General features: G+C 47.5%; 17 protein-coding genes. 5 read left to right on the forward strand and 12 right to left on the reverse strand.

The features are described 5' to 3' along the window. The first annotated feature begins 27 nt into the window (after positions 1 to 27). Positions 28 to 462 carry a nuclear transport factor 2 family protein gene (locus KIU71_RS04195; protein WP_214129926.1) on the forward strand — a complete coding sequence of 145 codons (435 nt, stop codon included), beginning with the start codon at positions 28 to 30 and terminating at the stop codon, positions 460 to 462. A gap of 126 nt (positions 463 to 588) precedes the next feature. On the opposite strand, the gene KIU71_RS04200 is transcribed toward KIU71_RS04195, so the two are convergent. From KIU71_RS04200 to KIU71_RS04215, 4 genes are all read right to left on the reverse strand, one after another. After that, positions 589 to 1,002 carry a hypothetical protein gene (locus tag KIU71_RS04200; RefSeq protein ID WP_214129927.1) on the reverse strand — a complete coding sequence of 138 codons (414 nt, stop codon included), beginning with the start codon at positions 1,000 to 1,002 and terminating at the stop codon, positions 589 to 591. Positions 1,003 to 1,015: 13 nt separating this feature from the next. After that, on the reverse strand, positions 1,016 to 1,567 hold the full coding sequence (gene sodC / locus KIU71_RS04205; RefSeq protein WP_250207248.1) for a superoxide dismutase [Cu-Zn] SodC: 552 nt from the start codon (positions 1,565 to 1,567) through the stop codon (positions 1,016 to 1,018). Between the two features lie 92 nt (positions 1,568 to 1,659). Then, on the reverse strand, positions 1,660 to 2,112 hold the full coding sequence (locus KIU71_RS04210; RefSeq protein ID WP_214129929.1) for a hypothetical protein: 453 nt from the start codon (positions 2,110 to 2,112) through the stop codon (positions 1,660 to 1,662). A 142-nt stretch (positions 2,113 to 2,254) separates the two neighbouring features. After that, positions 2,255 to 3,514, reverse strand: coding sequence for an MFS transporter (locus KIU71_RS04215; protein WP_214129930.1), 1,260 nt, complete (start codon positions 3,512 to 3,514; stop codon positions 2,255 to 2,257). 163 nt (positions 3,515 to 3,677) lie between these two features. Here KIU71_RS04215 and KIU71_RS04220 point away from each other — a divergent pair, with 163 nt between their 5' ends. Continuing rightward, complete coding sequence (locus tag KIU71_RS04220; RefSeq protein ID WP_214129931.1) at positions 3,678 to 5,600, forward strand: extracellular catalytic domain type 1 short-chain-length polyhydroxyalkanoate depolymerase; 1,923 nt, start codon at positions 3,678 to 3,680, stop codon at positions 5,598 to 5,600. Here KIU71_RS04220 and KIU71_RS04225 read toward each other — a convergent pair. Further along, entirely contained in the window at positions 5,597 to 6,490 is an 894-nt protein-coding gene (locus tag KIU71_RS04225) for an XRE family transcriptional regulator (RefSeq protein ID WP_214129932.1), read from the reverse strand. The genes KIU71_RS04220 and KIU71_RS04225 overlap by 4 nt on opposite strands. An 83-nt stretch (positions 6,491 to 6,573) precedes the next feature. Between KIU71_RS04225 and KIU71_RS04230 the strand changes: the two genes are divergently transcribed. After that, positions 6,574 to 7,023, forward strand: coding sequence for a response regulator (locus KIU71_RS04230; protein ID WP_214129933.1), 450 nt, complete (start codon positions 6,574 to 6,576; stop codon positions 7,021 to 7,023). On the opposite strand, the gene KIU71_RS04235 is transcribed toward KIU71_RS04230, so the two are convergent. Further along, positions 6,983 to 7,636, reverse strand: coding sequence for a hypothetical protein (locus tag KIU71_RS04235; protein ID WP_214129934.1), 654 nt, complete (start codon positions 7,634 to 7,636; stop codon positions 6,983 to 6,985). The genes KIU71_RS04230 and KIU71_RS04235 overlap by 41 nt on opposite strands. A gap of 203 nt (positions 7,637 to 7,839) precedes the next feature. Continuing rightward, positions 7,840 to 9,753, reverse strand: a complete 1,914-nt coding sequence (locus tag KIU71_RS04240) for a S9 family peptidase (RefSeq protein WP_214129935.1) — start codon at positions 9,751 to 9,753, stop codon at positions 7,840 to 7,842. 324 nt (positions 9,754 to 10,077) lie between these two features. Here KIU71_RS04240 and KIU71_RS04245 point away from each other — a divergent pair, with 324 nt between their 5' ends. Then, entirely contained in the window at positions 10,078 to 11,430 is a 1,353-nt protein-coding gene (locus KIU71_RS04245; RefSeq protein WP_390881777.1) for an MFS transporter, read from the forward strand. 79 nt (positions 11,431 to 11,509) lie between these two features. Further along, positions 11,510 to 13,273 (forward strand): PAS domain-containing protein, encoded by a 1,764-nt coding sequence (locus KIU71_RS04250; protein ID WP_214129937.1) that lies wholly within the window; start codon positions 11,510 to 11,512, stop codon positions 13,271 to 13,273. A 113-nt stretch (positions 13,274 to 13,386) separates the two neighbouring features. Here KIU71_RS04250 and KIU71_RS04255 read toward each other — a convergent pair whose 3' ends face one another. From KIU71_RS04255 to KIU71_RS04275, 5 genes are all read right to left on the reverse strand, one after another. Beyond that, entirely contained in the window at positions 13,387 to 13,896 is a 510-nt protein-coding gene (locus KIU71_RS04255; RefSeq protein WP_214129938.1) for a CreA family protein, read from the reverse strand. A 148-nt stretch (positions 13,897 to 14,044) separates the two neighbouring features. After that, on the reverse strand, positions 14,045 to 14,962 hold the full coding sequence (gene cysD, locus KIU71_RS04260) for a sulfate adenylyltransferase subunit CysD (RefSeq protein ID WP_214129939.1): 918 nt from the start codon (positions 14,960 to 14,962) through the stop codon (positions 14,045 to 14,047). A 282-nt stretch (positions 14,963 to 15,244) separates the two neighbouring features. Next, the gene (locus KIU71_RS04265) at positions 15,245 to 15,577 is read right to left on the reverse strand and encodes a DUF3392 domain-containing protein (RefSeq protein WP_214129940.1); all 333 of its coding nucleotides are present in this window, start codon (positions 15,575 to 15,577) and stop codon (positions 15,245 to 15,247) included. A 102-nt stretch (positions 15,578 to 15,679) separates the two neighbouring features. Then, positions 15,680 to 17,707 (reverse strand): glycoside hydrolase family 97 protein, encoded by a 2,028-nt coding sequence (locus tag KIU71_RS04270; RefSeq protein ID WP_250207249.1) that lies wholly within the window; start codon positions 17,705 to 17,707, stop codon positions 15,680 to 15,682. 303 nt (positions 17,708 to 18,010) lie between these two features. After that, a complete protein-coding gene (locus tag KIU71_RS04275; protein WP_214130156.1) occupies positions 18,011 to 19,294 on the reverse strand; it encodes a mechanosensitive ion channel family protein in 1,284 nt (427 codons plus the stop codon). Positions 19,295 to 19,415: the final 121 nt, after the last annotated feature.

The raw sequence follows: 19,415 nt of genomic DNA on the forward strand, positions 1-19,415 counted from the left end.
AAACCCAATTTTTATATCGAACGAACCATGTCGAACTTACTCACCAAAGTCGCACTATCCTTTGTTGTTCTATTTACGCTAAGTCATCAGGTATCTGCGCATGACCACAGCACACCCGAAGACGCCATCAACGTGTACATCACCGCGGTATCAACCGGATCTGGTGAGCATATCGTTAAGGCTTTTTCTGAATCTGCGTCGATTCAATATTATGATGATGAAAATACGTTCAAACGTTATACACGGCACGCGTTTTCTACGTTAGTCGATACAGGCAATACATGGGACGCAAAAATTAACATCGTCGAACTCAGAAAAACAGGCAATGCCGCGAGCGCGACGGTAGAATTCACATGGGGAGCTGACGAACAGCATGGTTACGTTGATTACCTAAACTTGATATACGACGGTAGCCGTTGGCAGATCACGGATAAGGTTGCTAACTACGTGAAACGCAAATAAAAATGGCGTGAGCTTCTGGTGCGATTAATGGCTATCGCCTAAGTCACCTAGGCAACATGGATTGTTGCAGGCCGTCGCAGTTCTTTAGTTTTACCAACCTAAGACGACCTGCTCCATACGCAGCCATTACTTTGTAGGTGCTAACCCTTTTGCGCGCTCTTCAATGGCGTCTTCCAAATCAAAGTTTTTCTGTTTCCACGCGCCGGCATCTTCAGGCGTAAAGTTTTCTTGTGCCCATGCTCTGGCTTCGTCCGCTTCAAAACCGTTCATGCGCCAATTGCTCGCCTCAAAAACGGTAAACTGGGATTTGGACCAGCGAATAATATCTTCTTGTTCAACAAAACCTTTGTTCATCCAGCGCTCGACATCGTTTGCATCCAGTCCATTGTCGATGTATTCCATGGCAGTACGTTCGTTGATATTGAGTGACTCCCAACGCGCCTGTTCAAGATCGGTAACAGCGTTCCAACTGCTGCTACTCGCGCATGCTGTGAGCAGCGCAAAACCCAGTGATATAAAGCCAATTTTTAATGTGTTCATAGTATTTCCCTTATTACGAATGAGATTGTTTATCGAAGTCAATGACGCCACAGGCGACACGCTTTCCGCCACCACCGAGTGGCTTTGGTGTATCGGAATAGTTGTCACCGTGAGCGTGTATTATCAGCGCTCGCGCATCGATGTCGTCGAGAGAAAGTCGTGGCGCCAATACGGGTGTGGCTGCGGTGCCATCCTGTGCGACATACAAGGCTGGTAAATCGCCAAGGTGAGCGTCTTCTGACCATGGATAACCATGGTTATTGGTGTTTTCAGGATCGTAGTGACTTCCAGCGGCACCGCCAATAATGGTTTCTCCCTCTTTCACAGCAGTTCCGCAGTCTGGATTTTCATGTACATGAAAACCATGAATGCCGGGCGTTAACCCTGATAAATTGGGGGTGAAGACGAGCCCGTGATCGGACTCTGACACAGTCACATGGCCAACCGATTGCTCAGTTGACAAATCTTGCAGAGTAATGGTTTTTGTCTGTGACGATTCAGCGTGCGCGCATGACATTGCAAATGCGGAGCACAATAATAGACCTGTAAATTTGCGGCGGATCATAATACCTCCATTACGGTTTAATGTAAGAGTTCCGTAACGGGTGGGTAGCACATTTCGCACCATTATTTCAAAGTCTGGGTTTAAACAATGATTTAGCCGCCAAAACCCTCGTCAGCAAGCCACGCTAAGCCATCACCGTACTGTTGAAAATAGCGGGCAGAGTAGAGTGGATCGGGCGGCATCATCGCATCAATCTGGAAGATTTTTACTTGGCTCGCATCAATAATGTATGCTTCTCTGCGCAATCCCATGGCCACCTGTAATTGGGTGCCGTCGGTGATGATTTCCTGGAATTCAGGTGTGCCTAATTCCCATTCACGCACATCAACAATAGTTGCCCAGCTACGGCCGTTTAACGGTTTTACAAGCTGTTCGACACCGCTTAGGAAGGCTCTGGCGAGCGCCTCATCCCATTGTCCTAGTGCGATGAGCTCAACAACATTACCATTGCGATTAAGTTGAAAGCTTCCTTTCTTTCCTGAAAACATCTGCATAATGTGATTTGTATCCGAAAGACTCGTTACAGTATGGTCGACCTTTTTCAAATTACCAGTCCATGGCACATTTCTAAGACTTGCTGAGGGAACAGCGGGGTAGCGCTGCGTGATCCGGTCAGTGTGTAAAAAATAGTGAACCTGCCGTCAATATTACACTTGAGTTAAATAACGAATGTTCTCTTCTGTGTAATCAGTTCTTCGGAATCACTTCTTCTGAATCAGGGTGCAGTGGCAACACGTTTTGCGATGTGCGAACCATGGCAACATAATGACTTTCGTGTTCTTCTGGTTTCTCCACGATCCGTGAACGGACCAGTTGCGCAGTCAGCAACCCACTAAACACAATAAGCACCATCACATAGTAGGTCGGCAACGCAGCGACGCCCACATACTCAAGTGAGAGTCCCGCCAACGCAGGTCCGATGAACGAGCCGAGCCCATAAACCATTAAGAGTGCACTAGAGCCGCCAACCAAATGATCCTTGTGAATTCTATCGACTAAGTGCACTACCGAGATTGGGTACACCGCTAACACCAAACCGCAGAAGATCGCAGAAAGCGCGGTGATCACGTACCGTTCTGCCGCAAAGTACATAGCGCCGATAGCCATCGCCAAGGCAATGAGAGCCGCGCCGGTAAAAGCAAAGAGGATGACCCGCCGGCGGTCCATGGTGTCTGACCACCTGCCGACAGGATACTGTATCGCTGCACCGCCCAGGATAGATAATGAGATAAACGCCGCTAACTGGTTTTCACTGTATCCGAGATCGCTGACAAACAGTGGCGTCAGGCCCCAAAAGGGGCCCATAATTAGTCCAGATACTAGGCAACCAAGAACAGCAACGGGCGCTGCATCATAAACTTTACGGATGCTCATGGACGGCATATCCACAGCCACATGAGGTTGTTGCAGTCGTGTCCATGAAATCGGCATGATGGCGGCAGTGACTAACATGCCAGCGAGAATGAAGAGGGTGTAACCCGTTGCGTTATCAATCAATAGCAGTTGCTGAGAAGCGGCGACGGCAATCAGGTTTATCAGTGTGTAAATCGAAAACACGCGGCTGCGATACGCATCTTGTGTTTGCCCATTCAGCCAGCTTTCCACTACGGTATAAACGACAAAAATGCCAAACCCGGTTAGAAATCGGATCACAAGCCACGCGAGTGGCGACAGCAACATCACATACGCCAGTGCCGCAAAGCCCAGCAGTGCGGTACAAAAAGTAAAGCAGCGAATATGACCCATGCGTTTGATGAGTTTTGACGCAACCAGTGTGGCGACGAAGGCACCGAGAAAATAGACAGACGTTAGCAGACCAAGAAATTTTCCCGAAAAATCTTCAGCCACACCGCGTAACACGAGCAGGGTGGTCAGCAAACTATTGCCTAGCAACAACAGAAACAGGCCGATAAACAGCGCCATGATTGATAGCAAGATTGAACGCATGTAGTGTCGGTCAGTTAGGATTCGAATACTTTTTGAGTATACCTGACCTCAATAAGAATAGAAATTTCGCGGCTACACCAATTTATAGCACTAAAGTCCTACAGCCAATCGTTTAAAAAACACTCACACTTGTTTAACGTTTCATTAACAAGTGGGTGAAGACATGAATCAGTTCAATCGAATCAATACCGTGGTGTTGGTGGCACTTATGCTGCTATCTGGCGCCGCGATGGCAGGTAGCTGGCAAAACAACGTCAGTGTGGGTGGTTTCAACAAAGTTCATATTTACACGCCTGATACTCAGTCGAGTGTTGGCAATGGCCGTGCGCTGTTGGTGGTGCTGCATGGATGCACCCAGTCTATTGATGCGTACTTAACGGCAAATTTAGAAGATGCCGCCGAAGAATACGGTATGGTAATCGCTGTTCCTGATGCAATGAATAAAGCCGGCTTTAGCTGTTGGTCATATTGGCAGGGAACACGTTCGCGCACTGCGGGCGATTACAAAAACTTAATATCACTGGCGACGTCACTTTCTGGTAACTCTGCTTATAATATCGATGCCGATCAGGTCTATATCGCAGGTTTATCATCGGGGGCGGCGTTTGCTAACACCGCCGCTTGCATCGCGCCAGATGTCTTTGCTGGTATGGGGATCAGCGCAGGCCCCAGTATCGGTACGAGCTCCAGTGGGGCGATTGGTTCGTGTGAATCCGCCAATGTAGCGTTGCGCTGTGAACAATACGCTGGCAGTTACAGTGGATTTTTAGATACGCAGGTTGCTTCAATCGCATTTGGTGACGCCGACACGACTGTCGATCAGTGCTATAACCGCCAGAATGCAGAGGGCATGGCCGATGTTTACGGTGTCGATGAGCTGCCGGGCAGCAATGTCGTGACGGAAAACGGTCGCACAGCAGATGAGTACCTGTGGGAAGATAACCGAGTATCCATGTTATGGTTTAACGGTGTTGACCACGCTTGGTCGGGTGGTGTAGGCGCTTCTGGCTCGTACATCAATGGGTCGAATATTAACTACGCAAATTATTTAGGGCAATATTTTCGGGACAACAACCCACGAATTGATCGAAACACGCCGCCAGAGTTAAGTAACGTATCTGTGCAGGAGAGTAACGGTGTACTGACAGTGACTGGGAATGTGTCTGATGCTGATAACGCGGTACAGCGACTTGATGTGCACATTCGCGATACCGACGACAACCAAGTGCATTTAAACACCACTGCTGTGGCTAGCGGCACGTTCAGCGTGACGTCTCAGCCGCTGCCTGATGCGCTGTACTTTGTTAGCGTCAATGCAAGCGATGTTGATGGTGCAATTTCAGAAACGGTCACCACGTCAGTCAGAGTCGGACCGGCTCCGCCAGATACCGCACCGGAATTGGATAATCTGCAGGTGACGACTGCCGCACAGTGCGCCACGGTAACAGGTGAAGTGTTTGATATTAATCAGAACTTAGCCTCGGTGACTGTGGCCTTTAGCAACGCGACGGTAACGGCATCGATATCGGGTAACTTATTTTCCGCTGAAGGGTGTAATTTGCCGGGGGGCTCGCAAACCGCCACGGTTACCGCGACAGATACGACCAATCTAGCGTCTTCTGATCCGGTAGCTTTTGTTATTGATGCAGGGCAGACGGCCACGCTCGACGAGCACATTTCAGCCGGGCGGCTAGACTACACCAATTATTCAAACTGTTACCTGGAATACAGCAGTGCACCGTTTAAATTAGATGAAGTTGTCGTGTCTGCGTCGCAATGCCAGTGGCAGGATAACGATGCTTCGTGCGTGGGCCCTCAGCAGGCATGCAGTACTAACAATGGCGGTAATAATGGTGGTGGAGATAACGGCGGCGACAATGGCGGTGATACACACAATGATTGTGCTGAATTCAGTACAGCAAATTACTATCACAAGGTCGCAGGTCGTGCCTACAGCACGGGTAATTACTTCGCGCCAGATTACTTCGCACAAGGCAGCAATACACCGCTAAGCGGTTCCACCTGGGGAGTAAGCCAACTTTACTCGACCGACGGTGAAACCTGGAATGTGGGAGTGTGCCCCTAAGTTTTATCGGAAGGCGGTTGTGGCTGTGGAGTAGTGTCTCCGGCCGCAGCCGTATTTAATCCGATAATATGTTTTTTAAGCTGTGCTATTTCCGACTCAATTGATTCTAAGCGTTTCGAGTTGTCGTTGTGATGCCCATCCAAAACGCTGGTTATTTTAGCTTTTACTGCCCAAACTTCCTTGATATCCCCCAGCGCCAGTGAGTACGTTTTGTATTCTGTATTATCGCTTTTGCAAATGATCAGGTCCGGGTCTTCTTTATACTGGTACAGTCTTTTTGCTACCACGCCATCTTCGGATATCACCACACAGAGGGTGCCATTTTCGAGGGTTTCCCAATCTTGAACCACTTCCGTGACAACAATCTCTCTGGGATGGATGGTGGGCAGCATGCTATCGCCTTCAATCTCGAACATACGGTAATTGCCTGTTTCAAATCCCGGTATCCGATAGACATTCAGTGACGACACATGGTCGGGCTCATGGCACTGTTTAATGTACCCAGCATGGGCCTCTTGGTCGATTAACGGGATCAGCATTTCAACCGAAATTTTCGAATGAGGACGCCCTTTTTCTGGCGCGGAGGACGGCATTGGCTCACCTAACAATAGCCAATTAAGATCAGTTTGATATTCCTCATGAATTTTTACCATGGTCGGCAAAGACAATTGCGACTTTCCTGATTCAAGTTGAGACAGCGCACCTTGCGTAATGCCTATTCGCTTTGCAAAATCACTTTGAGACAAACACAGCTTTTCTCGAATATGTTTCACACGTTGAGCAGTTAAATCATCTTCTGACATAAATATCACTAAACTAATGTTGAACGCATGATATAAGTAGGCTAATGTCATGCAGATAGTCGGCGAAGCAAAAAGTGCAAGCGCCATCGGGTTTCGAACGGTCAGCGCAGTATAGGCGATTTTGGCTGAGTAAGAACAGCAGAAGTCCGTTAAAACAAGGAAAAACTACCATGAGCTCAGCGGATAGGCTGCAAAAACGTGTTCGCGCCCTAGATTATATTCTAGTGGCGGACGATGATACCGATGATCAAGAATTGGTCAAAGAAGCATTGATGCAGACGGGCTTGTTAGAGACTCAGATCCGATTCGTTGGCGATGGCGAAGAGCTACTCAGCGCACTCAATTGTGCCCGCGTGCTACCTAATCTGATCCTGCTTGATCTCAATATGCCGAGAAAAGGCGGTAAAGAGGTGCTGTCGAATATTCGTGTAAGCGAAAAGCTCAAGCACGTTCCCGTGATTATGTTCTCAACCTCATCATTAAGTTCCGACGTACATGACTGCTTCCAACTTGGCGCCAGCGCTTATATGACGAAACCGTTTCAATATTCAGAACTGGTTGAGGCGATGCAGGCGTTGATCACATTCTGGGTGGGGCATTCTCAGGTTGTGCAGGATTAGCCACTGCCCTTACTTTGCGAAGTTCTATGGCACTCATCATAAAGAAATAGCCGAACCAACCCACAATGCCTAGCAGTTTAAAGCCATCCTCCAGTAAGAATGGGATTTGGTGACCACTGATGCCCACTGCGTCGAATAAATGGTTATCGTGGACCTTGTCAAATATAATGGACAGCGCAAGACAGGTCCCTGAAACCATCAATGGCACAATGCTGCGTTGCCACATAAAGCGAAAAAACAGGGTGAAAAATAGCAATGCTGACAGTGCATAAATCCCTAATACAATACTGTTCGAAATGAGCAGGAACCGCGGGAAAACCGATTCATGCAACATAAATGCATCATCGACCAGTAATAGCGATGACAACAAACCTGCGCAGATAAAAAAGAAACAAGATTGATTTCCGCTACGAGAGCCGGTAAGTAGTACCGTTGCTGTGATGAAGCACACGGAGGCAGTCATTGCCCACAAAATAATGCCTATGGTACTTAACGAGCCAAAATAGAACGGCAGTTGCGAAATCGCATTGGTATCTCTCACCAACAGTTCAAAAGGGATTTTTCTTGAGACACTGAAGAAATAAACGGTCGTCAGAAAAAGTAGAGTTCCCATGTAGACTGTGACAAGAAAGGTCAGCGCACGTTTTGATGGTATATGTTTCGATAGAGAAGAAATAAAAACATCCTTGATAATAATAAACAACAGACAACACGTCCCTAATGTTGCAATAATGTTATATTAGTTCACTAATATCTTCAAATTCTTTAAAGCGCGGCAACCCAATGGGAATCACCGCACTTTTAAGTGGCACCTAGTTACAAGTATTTATTCAGAAAATCCACGTAGGCTTTTTGCGCCGTGATCCGGTTTTCCTTCTTGCTAAAGCCATGACCTTCATCATCGAACAGCACGTACTCAACGGGAGTGCCATTGGCACGAATGTTCTCTACCATCTCGTCACTTTCGACTTGGAGTACGCGAGGGTCATTCGCGCCTTGAACAACCAGAACCGGTTTAGTGATTTTGTCGGCATGAAACAGGGGAGAAATACGATACAAGCGGTCTTTGTCGGTCGCTGGGTCGCCTAACTCATCATACAAAGCTTGGCGAAAACTTTCCCACCATGGCGGAATACTCTCCAGCGTTCTCACCCAGTTGGTGACGCCAAAAATGTTAATGCCAAGTTCAAATTCATCAGTGAACGCCATTGCCGCCATGGTCATGTAGCCTCCGTAGCTGCCGCCCATCACAGCAATCCGCTCGCCATCAACCCAGTCGAGGCTTTGCAGGTACTTCTTGCCATATACGATGTCTTGTAAGTCATCTTCTCCATGGCGTTTGTCGTCCAAATGAAAGAATGTTTTCCCATAGCCCGATGAACCCCGGTTATTCACATCAAATATCGCATAGCCGTTATTGACTAAATGTTGGATAAGAGGCGAGTAGCCTTTACGTGCCTGACCACCCGGCCCGCCATGCACAAGTACGATGGCAGGTACTTTATTGGATGCACTGGCTTGGTGAGGCTTGTATAGCAGTCCCGGAATGACCAATTCATCGAAACTTTTGAATCGTTCGACCGTACTGGTGACGAGATTTTCACTGTCAATTTTAGGGTTGAGCGTGTCGGTTAGTGCCGTGACCTGAGTTGAGCCAATTTTGTGATAATAGAGATTATTTGGTGATGTATCGGAATTAATGTAGAACACCATTGCACTATCATCATCGGTAAAATTGACACCGCGTAAATCACCTGCTGGCAAGGTTGGAAGGTTCAGTTCGCTGTTGGTTTTTTGGTCAACAATGGTTAAGCGCGTTTGCGCGTCTTGATTAACCCCAACAACGCGATACCGACCTGAATCGGAATAGTACAAAAAGCTAACATCCCAAGGCGCTTCATACACATTGGATACGGTGCCATCGCTAAGCTGATACGCTTTCGCAACGACAAACTCGCCATCAGCATTACTGCCATAGATCAAAGCGCTGTTATCGGGTGTAAACGAAAAGGCCTGATGTGCGACATTACCTTGTGCCGGCGTGATCAAGGTAGGGGTGTTGTCGTCGCTGTGAAGATCGAGCAGATACAAATCCGTTTTCTTGTTGTTCACGGTTTTCGTCAGAGCGACATAGCGCCCGTCACCGCTGATACTGGCGGTGTTAAGGCCGTCTTTGTTGGTGAACAACAACTCGCGTGAGAAATCATCAACTTGATATTGGTACAAGTCGAAAAACTGGGGGTCACGTTCATTGGTAGCGACATAAAAATACTCTTTGTTGTCGTGCCAGCCCAGAAATTGGGCTTTGAGATTCTCGCCTGGAGTAATGTCGGTAATACTGCCATCAGACTCTCTTACGTACAGGTGATTTAGCTCATTTCCACCTTGATCTGATGAATACAGGATGCGATCTTCACCAGGAAGCCAACTTTGTACCCAAATTGCATCCTCAGTCGATTGCGTTAACTGAATAGGTTCACTGCCATCTACCGGGTATTTGTACGCGTTGAACACGCCGGAAGCGTCACTTGATACTAACACTGCGTCACCATCATCATTCAGATCGCTACCAAACACCGTAGTGGTCTCAAAAAATGTTTCTGCCGTGTAAGTCGGTACGGATCGGGATGGCTCCTCTGTTCGTGTCGACTCTGTAGTACCGCAACCGGTGAGGTTGATGAAACTGCTCAACACACCGATGGTTAAAAATAGCTTACCTATGGATTGCATACTCAGTCCTTGTAATGTGAGTGAAGTGGATAACAAATGCCGAATAAACCATAGCTAGAAATCGGAAAATTTGCCAAAACAAAATTTGTTCAGCAAGGATCAGTGCTGCTTAAGCGTATTGGAATTGTTTGTAGCGTTTAATGTGGTGCATTCCTACAGCATCCTGCTGTGTTTGTGTAAAATGACGTTGCGATATCATCGCATATCTTTATTCTTGCGCCCTCGGGCGTGCCCTAGTCATCCGTTTTTAGGAGAAGCCCCATAACCGTTACTATTCTGATGAGTCAATAAGTGCGTAAATCATTTTCACTTTCTGCATTGCCCGTGACCACAATAGCGCTGATTGCCGTTTGTTTTGGTTATGTCATCGGACCGATGGGCATGGCGGCCGTCAATGTTGCGATTCCAACGATGGCGAGTGACCTCGATGCCAGTGCCAGTCAAGTCGGTTGGATACCCACCATTTATTTGCTCAGCAACGTTGCTTTCATGCTGCCGTGCGGCAAATGGGCTGATAATTTTGGCCGTAAGCGTGTGTACGCGTATGGGTTAGGATTGAACGCGTTTGCTGCGCTGATGTGTGCCATCGGCACCAGTATTGAATGGGTGCTCGTGTGGCGATTCATTCAAGGTGCCGCGGGCGCGATGATTTTCGGCACAGGAGTCGCAATTATTACCTCAGTTACACCAGACCATAAACGCGGTGCCGCGCTCGGCATCACCGCCGCCTGCGTGTATGTTGGGTTGACAGTTGCGCCGGCCATTGGCGGATGGTTAACCGAGAACTGGGGCTGGCGCTCGGTCTTTTACTTTCAGGTACCGTTGATCATCGCGCTGTTGGGGTTTATGCACTTTTTCCTTCGTGGTGAGTGGAAGAATGACCGGTTTTCCGCTTTTGATTGGTGGGGGTCAGCTATTTTTGCAGTATTTTCAGTGACCTTAGTGTATGGCCTCAGTCGTTTGCCAGATGGAGAGGGTGTTGCCATATTGGCACTGTCAGGTGCGAGTCTTGTCGGATTCGTTCAACACCAACGTCACCACCGTTCACCGCTGATCCGCATGCAGATGTTTAAAGAAAGTCGCGTGTTCAGTCTGTCGCTGACAACGTCGTTTTTTATGTACGCCAGCAATTTTGCGATCATCTTTCTAATGAGTCTGTACCTCCAGTTTATTCAAGGCTCTAGCCCAGCGCACACCGGTCAGATTTTACTCTTGCAAGCGTTATCGATGGCGATTGTTGCTCCGTTCGCTGGTAAACTCGCCGACCGTTTTGAGCCCCGCGTCATAGCAACGACAGGCTGCGTGATCGTGGGGGCGGGTTTTGCACTGCTTAACGGTATCAGTCCGAGCACCTCTACGGCATACATAAGCGGGTCTTTACTACTGATTGGCATTGGCTTTGGGCTATTTTCCACGCCCAATAATAATGCCATTATGGGAGCGGCCTCACGCGATGAAGTGGGGGTTGCATCGGCCTCAATGAATCTGTCTCGCACGATTGGGAACTTGTTCGGTATGAGCCTGGTTAATCTGATGATGCACCACTATCTCGGCGATGCCTCATTGACCAGCGCGAAAAATGCAGAGCTGATGACCACCATTTCACTGGCTTTTACCATGTCGCTGGTGTTTGTCATGGTGGCCTGTGTGACGTCAGCAATAAGAGGGCGCCAGTGAACTTGAAACATAAATTTATTAACGAGATTGTCATTTTCGGCTATTTTGAAGAGTAACGATTGAAAAGGTGGTTGTTGGTATGAAGCGATTCTTCGTAAATGATTCTAAAGATGTTGTTAAAGCGTTAAATGAGAGTCAGGCCGTCATTCATTTTTCTTTGGATGGCAACATTCTGGACGCAAACGATCAGTTTCTGTCATTGATGGAGTATTCACTCAGTGAAGTTGTTGGTCAACATCACCGCGTGTTTCTAGCGCCAGGCGAGGCAAAATCAAAAGAATACGGGGCTTTTTGGGCGGCATTGGCGAGAGGTGAATCACAAACTGCTGAATTTAAAAGAATAACCAAATCGGGAGATCCTGTATACATTCAAGCGTCGTACACCCCGATAGTGCGCGGTGGTAAAGTGACTAAGGTCATCAAATTCGCGACTGACGTGACTCAACAAGTATTGGAACGGGCAAACCTGCTTTCTCAGATGCAGGCATTACATCGCTCTCAAGCGGTCATTGAGTTTGCAACGGACGGAACGATTTTAACCGCCAATAAAAATTTTCTGGATCTCATGGGTTACACACTGGATGAAATCCGTGGTCAGCATCACCGCATATTCGTTGCTGCAGATCAGGCCAATAGTGAGGGATATAAGGCATTTTGGGAGCGCCTGAGAGAAGGCGAGTATCAGACTGCCGAATATGAACGCTTCACCAAATCAGGTGACTCGGTGTGGATACAAGCCACATACAACCCAATCAAAAACCCAGAGGGCGAACTGATCAAAATTGTAAAATTCGCCACGGATATTACTGCTGAAAAGCAGCAACGTGAGCGTTTTAGGATGCTATCTCTGGTTGCTGATGAAACGGACAATGCTATTATTATTTCTGACCCGCAGGGTAAAATCACTTTCGTCAACGCCGGTTTCACGTCATTAACGGGTTATGAGGCAGACGAGGTAATGGGCAGAAAACCCGGCGACTTTCTGCAAGGTGAGGAAACCAGCCCTAGAACAGTGCAGGAAATTCGTCGTAAGCTTGCTAAGCAGGAAGCGTTCTACAACGAAATATTGAATTATCATAAAGACGGTACACCCTACTGGATATCCCTTGCCATCAATCCTGTATTCGATGACGAGGGAAAGCTCGTTAACTTTATTTCGATACAAGCCAATATCACCGAAATGAAGGAAGAGTCTTTGGAACATGAAAAGCGCTTTGCAGCGATTGGTTTGAATAACGCGGTTGGTGAGTGGTCTAAAGCAGGTCAATTAGTCAAAGCCAATGATTACATTGTGAGTCACTTAGGCTTCAAGAGTGAGCAGGAAGCGTGCGAGCGATCGCGCGATCTCTTGACCATTATAGGAGAGGAAGCTTTTCAGAGGATCATGTCGGGTCATCAAATTAACGGTGAATTCATCATCCGAAACGCAAACGACAAGTCAGTGTATTTCTCTGGCTCGGTGTTCCCGATTTTCAATGCCGATAAGTCAATAAAACACATCGTCAGTTACGGAATTGACATTTCACAGCGCAGATCTGTCACCGACACCAGTGAGACTGTGATGAAAGAACTGGTCACATCGGGGCAAGATATTAATCGTATGGTGTCGAGTATCAATGCCATTGCCGATCAAACGAACTTGCTTGCGCTAAATGCTGCGATTGAGGCTGCACGAGCAGGTGAGGCAGGGCGCGGATTTTCCGTTGTCGCCGATGAAGTGCGCAATCTTGCGTCGAAAGCCGGTGAGTCTGCCAAGGAAATCGATAAGGTTATTTCCAATAATCAGCAACTATTGACCAAACTATCAGATACGCTTAACCGCCTGCAACAAGCAAGTTCCTAGCAGCGCGCTTTGTTAACTTAGCCTCTAGCTTTAGGCCACTATTGAATGGTTGTAATTAAAATAGGCAGTAGATTCAAAACTTTGCAGATTTCCTTGGCGCGAATTCAGGTTACTTAGCTCCCTGTTGACGGCGGAGCTAAGCTGTAGGCCTGAGTGTTATAAAGCGGCACAGTAGAAAGCGCATGTTTGAAACTACCCGATGTTTCCTTTGTGGAATAAGACACGTACATCAATGTTTGAGATTGTGCGTCGTAAATACGGCGCACTTTCATATTTTTGAAAAAAATGCTTTTTGATTTGCGAAATACAATTTCGCCTGACGCAGACTTATCGATGTTGGCAATCATTTGCGCAGTGATATTACCCGTCTGGCGGCACGCAATCGACGAGTCTGACGGATCAGCCAAATCGAGGTTCGCTTCGATACTGGAAATATGGCATGTTACTCCCGTGACAATGGGGTCTTGCAAGGCATCGATTTTTATATCCTTGGTGGTAAACAAGCCCAAAGACACATCGCCTACTTCACTATCGCTGCATCCGACCAACGTCAATACGATACTCAATGATGTGATTGTTCGCAGACTGATCCGCTTCAAAAAGGGTGAGATGATGCTAAACATACAAAGCTCGCGTTTTAATTCAATGACAAAGAGTGACAGCTTACCATGCTGTTATGGGCGACGAGAATGAGTTTAGCAACCCTGAGTTAGAAACCTCAGAGTATGCTGCATTAATCCGCTGAAATTGAGATCGTGTAGTGTGTGCGTTCTAAAAGTATCCCTCACGTTTTTTCTTTTCCATCGACCCGGTTTGGTCTTTGTCCAACAAGCGGCCTTCGCGCTCGCTGGTTTTGCTCACAATCATTTCCGTGACGATTTTTTCCAACGAATCTGCTTTACTGAGTACGGCACCTGTTTGTGGATAGCAGCCTAGGGTTCGAAAGCGTATCCACCGCTCTTTCAAGCTGGCTTTTTCTGATTGAGTTAAAAATGGCAGCATCCTTTCATCGTCCAAGCCTAAAATCTGTCCGCTGTCTTGGTCAATCCAACTCATACGCGGCTTGGCAAAGTACAAAGGCACAATATCGATTCGTTCTTTAAGGATATACATCCAGATGTCGAGCTCTGTCCAGTTGGATAACGGGAAAACGCGTACTGAATCACCCTTATTAATTTGCGTGTTATACAAAGACCATAATTCAGGGCGCTGCATTTTTGGATCCCATTGATGGTTGGCACTGCGCACTGAAAACACACGTTCTTTCGCTCGTGATTTTTCTTCATCGCGACGTGCGCCACCCAACGCGGCGTCAAAGCGATGGGTATCCAGTGCCTGTTTGAGCGCAATGGTCTTCATAAAATCGTTGTACTTTACCGAGCCCGATGTAATGGGGTGAACGCCAGCATCTAAGGCTTCCTGATTCGTATGAACAATCAGCTCAAACCCCAGTTTGCGCTGCAGGTTGTCGCGAAACGTTGCCATCTCATTGAATTCCCACGTGGTATCAATATGCAAAAGTGGAAAGGGAATTTTATCTGGCCAAAATGCTTTGCGGGCGAGATGCAACATCACAGTAGAATCTTTGCCAATAGAATAGAACATACACGGGTTCTCGAAACTCGCAGCAACCTCACGCAGTATGTGAATCGCTTCAGCCTCTAACATTTCGAGATTGTTCAGCAACATAATTCATCTATTCCCTGTGGTATGAGTGTGATGGCCTATATTTGAAAGAGTACGACGTAATGATTGTTAGTGAAACTCGATATTTTCAGGACTACCCTCAGTTTTTTTGGAGGTATGGCTGTATAGACCTCGCGCGCAGCATTAAACCCTGTAGGCAGCATCTGATGACAATTTACGCAGCGTTCTTGCACACTTACAGGGAAATGCTAGATGATACGCGCTCAGTTTTGTTTGAATTGTCACCAACCTGCCACAATGACGTATCTTAAGAATCGACGCTGTCTAAATATAACGACGGTGTTCGGCAAGGTATCCTAAGAGTAAAAAAATCGCCACGATGGAAGTACCGCGATACAGCGATGGGATCATTAGCAGGCCCTGTTTCACCACAGGCGTCAAAAAAATGACCAATAAGCCATAGCCAAACGCGCAGATGAGTACAAACACCAGTGTGCGTAAAATAAAGTGCAAGGATTGTAATTGCCGTTTGATATTTTTGTTCACGACATCACCGTATATCACCAACAGTGTCGCGAGTATGGTTAGGGCAATTTCGGTGTAGTAGGGCGAAACCCAGTGGGTCAGTTGCAGCAGTAAAGCGTGGATTGTTTGCATGGGTAGTGAGAGCCGAGCGTAGTACGAATAAAAGACCCGCCTGATGGGCGGGCCGTTACAATAGGCAAACAGTATACCGAGCCGAGCGGGTCGGCGACAAGCCTATAACTTTTTAAAACGTACGGCCAAGCCCCCTGCCGCAGACAGTTTAACGTTGATAGTGTCGTCTCGGGTAACGCGGCGCTGCTCAATCACCATCGCATAAGGGTTGGTTTGCCAATTCGTCTCATCAGCGTCACGATAAATCTGCGCTTCGTACGCTGCACCTTCGCTGAGAAATGTCAGTGGCACACTTATCTCGCGCGCGTGTTCATCGGTGATCGCACCTAAATACCAGTCTTCACCGGAATAATGTTTGTGCTGCTTTTCCTGACGAGCAAAAACAATGAAATCACCCACCTCTCCCTGAAGCGCAATCGATTGCTCCCAATCGGTGGGTACGTCTTGAATAAATGTAAACGCGTCAGGTTTATCCAAGTAATTTTCGGGTAAATCAGCAGCCATCTGAATAGGGCTGTAAATCACCACATATTGCGCGAGTTGACGTGCGAGTGTGCTGTGAGGGCGCATGTAGCTGTGCTCGCCCCATTCTGGGCCGCCACCCGTATTGAGGTCGGGGTAATCGAAATCGAAAATACCCGGCGTAAAGTCCATCGGCCCCGCTAACATCCGCGTAAACGCAAGCATGGGAATATGTTCAGGTGGATTTGGTTTTGCCCAGCCAGAATTGTATTCCTGACCGCGCGCGCTTTCTCGAGAAATCCAGTTCGGATAAGTGCGGCGTAGGCCAGTGTCTTTCACCGATTCATGAGTGTTAATTGATAATTCATATTTCGCCGCTGTTTTGACATTGTGGATAAAATGATTTACCACGTCTTGGCTGTCGGTAAACTCATACCGCATGATGCCATTTTCATCTCGACGTTTAAGGTTTTGCCCGTGTGCAACGTAACCCGTTTTAATTTGGCTAACGCCCAGTTGTTGATACAACGCGAAACCGTCTTCCATTTGTGCTTCATAATTGGTTATGCCGCCCGACGTCTCATGATGACCAACGAGTTTTACCCCTTTGGATTTAGCGTGTTCAGCGACTTTATTGATATCAAAGTCAGCGTAGCTCTCAGTAAAAGAGAATAGCTCAGAATTTGCGATCCAGTTACCATCCCAGCCGGTGTTCCAGCCCTCAACCAACACACCATCGAAACCGTACTTGGCAGCAAAATTAATGTAATCGAGGGTGCGCTCAGTGGTTGCACCGTGCTTTTCACCCGCTCCCCACGTGAATTTACCAATATGCATGCCCCACCAAATACCGATATATTTGCCGGGCACAACCCAATCAACGTTGCCCAGAGCATTCGGCTCGTTGAGATTCAACGCCATCAATGAGTTAACCAAATCGACAGCCTCATCGCCCACCGTGATGGTACGCCACGGCGTAACAAAGTCGCCCTGTTTACGCACCAGCGTGCCATCAGCGCGCGGTGCAAGCGAGGCGACGAAACGCCCGACCTCCTGCTTATCCAGACTCATTCCCGCATAATCGACCAAAGCGGCTTCATGGATCGCGATATACGAGCCATCTTTATAACTGACCGTGAAGGGCGTATGAGCTTTGGCAACCTGCTGTAGCGGCGTTTTTCGATACAAATATTCATAACGTTCACGGCCTTGGCCGGGTATCCAATAAGCCGTGGCGAGATGAGAGTCGGGCAAAGTAAACTCTGTCAGTTCTCGGGTAATCGTTAAATCCCCTTGCCCTGCTAATTCATAGCGAAATGCCACGCCTTCGTTGAATGCGCGAGCACGGATAGTGAAAAAGCGCGTTTTATCAGAAACATGGCTAAATTTGACGACCACTTCGTTGTAATGATTACGGATAATGCGCTGCTCACCCCAGGGTTGCTCCCACTCGCTATCATGCTGATCTCTACTGACTTCGCTAAGCAGAAAGTCGCGGTACATGGGCCGTGCTTTCTCAAAAGTAAACCCCAGTTTGCTCGGTGCCACAATCGGTTTTCCTTTGCGCGTCAGGGTATAGCGAGCTAACTGTTCATCATCGCTGAAAGTCAGCGAAAGCGCTTTGTTCGGCGATGTTAACGCCACCGTTTCGGCGTTTGCATCGCTCATGATAACGATTGCTGTGATAAGTAGTGCGAGCACGGGGATTGTTTGGCGCATAAGGACTTAAGGTGCGTAGATTGGTAAAGTCAATATAGAGTAAAGATGCCAAAATGAAAAGGCAGAAAAAAACAGGCTAGCGTTGCTGGCGCTGCCGTGTATTTGACGTGTTTTGCCACCGTCTTTTATTGGCAGAAACCCGGTAAGCGGCCGTTAAAAACTGCGAAATGCCGTCAGCTAACAGCGCATTCTCGTTCAACAAGCCTTGGTGCTAAATCACTCCACCAAGGCTTGCGTACCCGCTTATCTCTATTACTTCGAAGGGTTGTCGATGTTGATCCGGTCGTTGAGTACTCGAACTTCGCGCTGCGGGAACGGAATTTCGATACCATTTTTACGTAAGGTCTCAAAGATGATCAGCATCAAATCGCCGCCCACGCGGTTTTTGCCATCATCAACGCCTTCCATCCAAAATTCCACAAACATATTCACGCCGGAATCCCCAAAACTATCGATCTCACAGTCGGGGCGTTCTTCAAATGGTACTTCTTCGCCGCTGATAACTTGCGGGTGCTCGCACACGGCTTCTTTGATAAATTCGACCATGCTTCGAATGTCGGTTTCATACGGTACTGAGAAGTCTACGCGGTAACGTTGCTTGGGATCCTTGTGCGTCCAGTTGACCATGAGGTCTGAAATAAACTTCTCGTTAGGCACTAGAATATCTTTGCCATCGTAAGTCTCTAGAATGGTGTAACGCATTCTAAATTCGCGTACAAAGCCTTTTTGCCCATCGCTCAATTCAACAAAATCACCGATGGTCAATGAGCGGTCGAGTAGAATGATCATGCCAGAGATAAAGTTGGATGCGATGGTTTGTAAACCCAGGCCCAAACCCACACCCAATGCGCCGCCAAATACGGCGAGTGCGGTGAGGTTGATACCCATAATATTAAGCAACAGAATAAAGATGATACAGAACAGTGCAACTTCAAAAATCTTTGAAAACACTTCTTTGGTGCTGACATCCAGTGACTTCTGGTTGCGAATAATATCTTTACCTACGGTGTTTGAAGCACGTCCCAACCAGAATAAAAAGATGCCGAAGATGAGCACGCGTGCCACTCCGTAGGCCGAGACTTCAACGTTGCCAACACTTAAAGAAATCTCGCTCAGCGAAGACACCACCAGTGGCAATACACCGGTCAAGTGCAAAAAGAGAATGGGTAAGCCTAACCAGCGAAATAGTGATGCGGCAACCGGGTTGGTGACAAAGGCTTTGATACAACTGTTAAAAAACAGCATCAAAGCAATCACAAGTGCTGCGTTTAAGATCCACCCAGGAAACTGAAACTGCTCACTCAGCTCCGTGGTGAGTTTGAGAAAAACAATTGCTAGCAACGGGAAGAGAATATCGCCTAAACGATACGCTAATTGTCGCAACGTATGCGCGCCGTCGCCGGGGTCGTTATGCGTTAAGCCAATGGCCTTGCGTAGGCGCTTAGCCAGTAAAAAAGCGACTAAATAGATGGCGCCAATTTCCACGAACTGAAATAAGGTATGTGGGCTGCTGATCACGTCAATCGACGCATTCATTGCGTCAGTTGCTGATTGCTTAAGCGCTTCAAAATTTATCATTCTAATTATTACCGTCTTAGCTATTGTGCCCTAAAGGACAATCTTCAAGCCGGTTTTACGTCGACTGCGACCTAAAATC

The organism is Alteromonas oceanisediminis, from assembly GCF_018474025.1.
Lineage (GTDB): Bacteria > Pseudomonadota > Gammaproteobacteria > Enterobacterales > Alteromonadaceae > Alteromonas_E > Alteromonas_E oceanisediminis.

Coding starts and splice junctions, on each gene's coding strand:
- KIU71_RS04215 (WP_214129930.1), bottom strand. CDS start 3,514: ATGCGTTCAATCTTGCTATCAATCATGGCGCTGTTTATCGGCCTGTTT.
- KIU71_RS04220 (WP_214129931.1), top strand. CDS start 3,678: ATGAATCAGTTCAATCGAATCAATACCGTGGTGTTGGTGGCACTTATG.
- KIU71_RS04230 (WP_214129933.1), top strand. CDS start 6,574: ATGAGCTCAGCGGATAGGCTGCAAAAACGTGTTCGCGCCCTAGATTAT.
- KIU71_RS04270 (WP_250207249.1), bottom strand. CDS start 17,707: ATGAGCGATGCAAACGCCGAAACGGTGGCGTTAACATCGCCGAACAAA.
- KIU71_RS04250 (WP_214129937.1), top strand. CDS start 11,510: ATGAAGCGATTCTTCGTAAATGATTCTAAAGATGTTGTTAAAGCGTTA.
- KIU71_RS04225 (WP_214129932.1), bottom strand. CDS start 6,490: ATGGCGCTTGCACTTTTTGCTTCGCCGACTATCTGCATGACATTAGCC.
- KIU71_RS04235 (WP_214129934.1), bottom strand. CDS start 7,636: ATGGGAACTCTACTTTTTCTGACGACCGTTTATTTCTTCAGTGTCTCA.
- KIU71_RS04200 (WP_214129927.1), bottom strand. CDS start 1,002: ATGAACACATTAAAAATTGGCTTTATATCACTGGGTTTTGCGCTGCTC.
- KIU71_RS04265 (WP_214129940.1), bottom strand. CDS start 15,577: ATGCAAACAATCCACGCTTTACTGCTGCAACTGACCCACTGGGTTTCG.
- KIU71_RS04195 (WP_214129926.1), top strand. CDS start 28: ATGTCGAACTTACTCACCAAAGTCGCACTATCCTTTGTTGTTCTATTT.
- KIU71_RS04275 (WP_214130156.1), bottom strand. CDS start 19,294: ATGAATGCGTCGATTGACGTGATCAGCAGCCCACATACCTTATTTCAG.
- KIU71_RS04255 (WP_214129938.1), bottom strand. CDS start 13,896: ATGTTTAGCATCATCTCACCCTTTTTGAAGCGGATCAGTCTGCGAACA.
- cysD (WP_214129939.1), bottom strand. CDS start 14,962: ATGTTGCTGAACAATCTCGAAATGTTAGAGGCTGAAGCGATTCACATA.
- sodC (WP_250207248.1), bottom strand. CDS start 1,567: ATGATCCGCCGCAAATTTACAGGTCTATTATTGTGCTCCGCATTTGCA.
- KIU71_RS04240 (WP_214129935.1), bottom strand. CDS start 9,753: ATGCAATCCATAGGTAAGCTATTTTTAACCATCGGTGTGTTGAGCAGT.